Annotated in this window: 4 protein-coding genes and 1 riboswitch; all 4 genes read right to left on the bottom strand. The window is 54.6% G+C overall.

All coding sequences use genetic code 11. The features are described 5' to 3' along the window. On the bottom strand, positions 1 to 738 hold a 738-nt coding region (locus tag VF260_01780), incomplete at its 3' end, for an energy-coupling factor transporter transmembrane component T (protein ID HEX7055912.1). Then, positions 716 to 2,206 (bottom strand): ABC transporter ATP-binding protein, encoded by a 1,491-nt coding sequence (locus VF260_01775; GenBank protein HEX7055911.1) that lies wholly within the window; start codon positions 2,204 to 2,206, stop codon positions 716 to 718. The genes VF260_01775 and VF260_01780, both read right to left, overlap by 23 nt. Continuing rightward, positions 2,206 to 2,808 carry an ECF transporter S component gene (locus VF260_01770; protein HEX7055910.1) on the bottom strand — a complete coding sequence of 201 codons (603 nt, stop codon included), beginning with the start codon at positions 2,806 to 2,808 and terminating at the stop codon, positions 2,206 to 2,208. Before VF260_01770 ends, VF260_01775 begins: the two co-directional genes overlap by 1 nt. Before the next feature lie 119 nt (positions 2,809 to 2,927). Then, a riboswitch (TPP riboswitch) is annotated at positions 2,928 to 3,036 on the bottom strand. Between the two features lie 48 nt (positions 3,037 to 3,084). After that, on the bottom strand, positions 3,085 to 4,460 hold a 1,376-nt coding region (locus VF260_01765; GenBank protein ID HEX7055909.1), incomplete at its 5' end, for a LamG domain-containing protein.

The raw sequence follows: 4,460 nt of genomic DNA, 5'->3' as shown, positions 1-4,460 counted from the left end.
GAATGATAATAACGCCGCAAAATACGCGACAAACAACCAATCGCGGACCGAATACCCCGGGCGATAATAAAAGGTGCGCGCCGCGAGCGGGGAAAACCGTCTGGCCTGCATGGCTACGGCGGTCCGGTGCGCGCGGCGAATGCTTTGGGCCAACAGCGACACAAAACACATGCGCAGCATGCCAAGCCCGCTCCAAAATTGCCGGCGGCAGTCGGCCCGGCGCACTTTCAACGCTTTCTGAAGAATCACAAACTCTTCCAGAATAATCGGCAACATCCGCATTCCCGCCAAAAAGCCGTAAGCATACTTCGGCGGCAGCCGCCATGTTTGCATCAGCGAATAAAACAAATGCACCGGGCGCGTCGTCAGCCCGAACAAAAGGCCGGCCGCGGCCATCACGAGCGCCCGAAAACCAAGATGCAGCCCGCGGTAAAAACTCTCTTCCGTAATATTCAGCAGGCCGATATGCAACCAAACTGTTTGGCCGCGCCCAAAAAACATCATGCCAAGCGAACCGGATACAAAAATAAGCACAAACGGCGACGCGTACAACAGCAACCTTTTTCCGGGGTGTCCCGACCATATAACGAGCGGCAAAAGCGCTCCCAACGCCGTGTTCAGCATCGTATTCGGATTATGAATCAACATTACCGCTATAAACAGTGCCGTAAAGCTGAGTAATTTTACACTGGGATTCACCTTGTGCAGCCATGTTTCACGATATGAAAAAGTGATCAACCGGCAAACGCCTCCCTGAAGAGCGTCCGACGAACGCATCCGCCGCAATCCGCCCTGCGGACACTTGCCAAACGCGCGTAGCGCATCGGCGGACAATTTCCTGATCATGCGTGGCCATTATGATGGCGGTCCCCCGTGAACGCAGCTCTTCCAGACAATCCAGCAGCCGAAACGTATTGCGGGCATCCTGACCGAAAGTCGGTTCATCGAGCAGCAAAACGGCCGGGTTACGCACAACGGCGGAGGCAACGCTCAAGCGGCGTTTCTGCCCCAGCGACAGCTGAAACGGATGTTGGCGCAGGCAGTTCAGAAGCTCAAATTGCCGTACTACTTCGGCAATCGCCGCACGCCTTTTTTCCTTATCCAAGGCGGAATGACGCAAAGAATAGGCAACCTCATCCGCAACCGTGTTCGTTACAAATTGAAACTCCGGATTTTGAAAGACATACGCGGCGCGGCACGCCGCTTGCGCCACGTTACGCACTTCCGCTCCGTCCATCCGGCAAATTCCCCGGGTACGAATGAGGTGCATGATCGCAAATAACAGTGTGCTTTTACCCGCTCCGTTTTCGCCGACCAGGCAAATCCACTCTCCCGGCATAACATGAGCATGCTCCACGGCAATGCGCAAACTGTTACCGTAAAACCCCTGCAATCCTTGCAATTCCAGCGCCGGAGCCCGTTGCGCGGCGTGTTCGCCTGGTTCGGCATCAAGTTCGGTATGCCCGTCGCGGTAACCCTGCCAAACGCCCGGGTGCCATATGCCGTATTCGCGCAATAATTTTCTGCTTTTGCCAAAAACCGTGCCGCTGTCGCCATCGGCAACGATCTCGCCGGCAGCGGAAAAAACGACGATCCGTTCCACCCAATCGATGACCTCATCGATCCTGTGTTCGACAATCACCAACGTTTTATCCGCCGACGTTTCCTTTATGGCATCCCACACCCCTTTTACACCGGCGGGGTCCAAAAGCGCCGAAGGTTCGTCCAGGAACAACACCTCGGGCTTAAGCGCGAGCGCGCAGGCAACCGCCAGGCGCTGCTTCATTCCTTGCGACAAAGCGCGAATCGGCGTATGCGCATCGTCAAGCTGCAAGCCCGCCTGCCGCAAATAGAAACGGATCAAACGCGGCATTTCGTCGGCCGGCGTCTGTATGTTTTCCAGCGTAAATGCCAATTCTTCATCGACATAAGGCAGGCAAAACTGCGCATCGGGGTCCTGAAACACATAAGCCCAGGACTTAGGGCGAGTAATCTCATCATATTTTAGCGGAATCTCAAGCGCATCCGGAATAAGCCCGCACAGCACCTGAAGCAGCGTCGATTTGCCGCAGGCGTTAGATCCAAGCAAAAGCACTTTCTCGCCGCGATGAATATTCAGGGAAAGCCCGCGAAAAAGCGAATCGGCCGCACCGGGATATTTCAGGCGCAAATTGACGACGCCGGCCGCAACTCCGTTCCCGGGCATTATTCAAGCGCCTCGTAGTCCTGCGGGGAGGACGGCCTAAGCAGACTGGTAACGCCCGTCGCCTCGACCGCCTTCGCCAAATAATAAGCGAAAAGTCCGGCAATCAGCGCGCAGCCGAGCAGCCTTAACGCGACCAACACGGTGAAATTCCACAGGCTCAAGTATCCGATGTAGCCGTAAAACCAATCCAGGATGAGCGAAGCAACCCCCGCGCCGATTGCGGCGAGCACGGTAACGCCCAGGTTCGGCTTCCGGTAGCGAAACGCGGCAAAGAAAATTTCCGCGCCCAGCCCTTGCAGCAAACCATAGATCAACGTGGCAACGCCCCATTCGCTGCCGAAAAACGTTTCCGCCGAGGCGGCTGCCAGTTCGGCGACTACGGCGACACCCGGCTTGCGAATGAGCAGAAAAGCGAAGGTCGCGGCCATAAACCACATTCCGTAAACGGTCTCCTCGGCGTGCAGACCCAACGGCTTCACCAGATCATACATGGGCGACCACAGCTTGTAGACGGCGCCGAATACGATCGCCACCACGACCGTAACCAAAATGTCGGACAACTTTAACCCGAGTGAAAATTCGCGTTCCCGCGTTTTTCCCATACGATCAGTCTCCTGTTCCCAAATTATGTATTGAACACAAATCCGGGGAAATAAAAAAGTCTGCCGGAATGCAGGCAGACATATTTGCGCAAGGAAACATTACGCAACCATACTGAAATCGTACGCTTTCAGTATTTCTCTACGCTGGCATTATCCAGATCAGATCAACGGTCAGCGGCATCCGGCCGCACTCTCAGCCTGACTTCATCAAGCCCCCGAATACGATGTTCAATTATCTATACTGTAATAGAAAATGATGGTTTTCGCAATATCACATCAATAACCGTATACCTTCCACGTTTCGATACCGGTGGAAAAGTTTTCTTTTGCCGTAATATTGAGGCGAATTTTATTTGTGGTTATCGGCGTGAACGTTGTCGTATTGTACTGGTTTCCGAGCACCCCCAACCCAACCGGATTGCTTACATCGGCCCAAGCGGTTCCGTCCCAGTACTGGATGCTGCACGACGCGGGCAGGTCGATCCCCAAATTATCGTCGAACCAATAGACATCCACTTTGGAGATCGTGTAATTTTGACTGAAATCATATTGCACCCATTGCGTGGTTCCCGGGTTATCCCAATTGCCATAGACGGGATGCCCCCGATCGGCGGAACTGGTTGGTTCATAACCATCGTTCAAACCGGCCAGGCTCTCCCATGGAGATACATAAGAAGTCGATGCCGTTCCCAGCGGAGCAATATTCGTCAACGTCGGCGCGGCGTTGGCCAATTCCGCCACTTCCGCGGCGGTCAACGCCCGGCTGTAGATTTTAAACTCATCGATCGATCCGTGAAAATACGGGTCCGCCCATTGCGATTTACCGATATAGTTCAAGTTTGTACTGCCAAGGCTGGACGGTTTAAGCGTCATATTAGGATTCGTCGCCACTTGCACTCCGTCTACATAAAGCCGTCCCGTTGAACCCTGCAAGGTTACGGCGACATGCTTCCATACGCCCGTCGGCAAAGCCGCGGCATTCAACTGCTGTTCCGCGCCGTTGCTGTTTGTGGTAATGGCAAAGCGCAGCCCCGCCCCCGCGGCTTTCGGCGTCAGGAACATATACGTGTTTGTGCCGGTGCCGAAATCAAAAATGCGCGCCCAATTGCTGCTCGTGTCGACCTTCACCCAAGCGGCAATCGTGAAATCATCGATATCGCTGACGATGCCGGATGGCAGGCTGGCATACGCATCCGTGCCGTTCAAGCCGAGCGCATTGCCGTTTTTGCCGGATACCCAGGTGGTTCCGCCGTGCAATACCGCCTGGTTGCCGTTTCCGGAAGCGTCCGCAGCCGTTGTCCCGCTAGTTTCGTCAAACAAGTACGCGGCGATTACTTCCGGCGGAGGTGAAGATGTCCCTTGCTGCAGCTTGATATCATACGTTTGCGACGCGCCGATATTCAGGCTGACCGTCGTTTGCTTGCCGCTTGTTGCCGTAACGGTGCCCGCCGGGGCATTGTTGACAAATACATCAAATGTGCCTGCGGCAAGCCCGCTGAATGTAACCTTTGTCGTATGCGAAGTTCCCGGCGTTGAACTTTTCAGCGTGAACTGGACGAAAGTTTTCGACTTGGCGATGGTCGCCGTCGTGTATTTATCCCGTTCGAGTTCCATGCCGAATTTCTCGGTGATCAGGTTTAGCCGCTGGAATA

It is taken from the genome of Bacilli bacterium (genome assembly GCA_036381315.1).
In the GTDB taxonomy this organism is placed as follows: domain Bacteria; phylum Bacillota; class Bacilli; order Paenibacillales; family KCTC-25726; genus DASVDB01.
The sequence above is the reverse complement of the archived record's forward strand: the minus strand, read 5'-3'. Positions and strand labels throughout refer to the sequence as shown.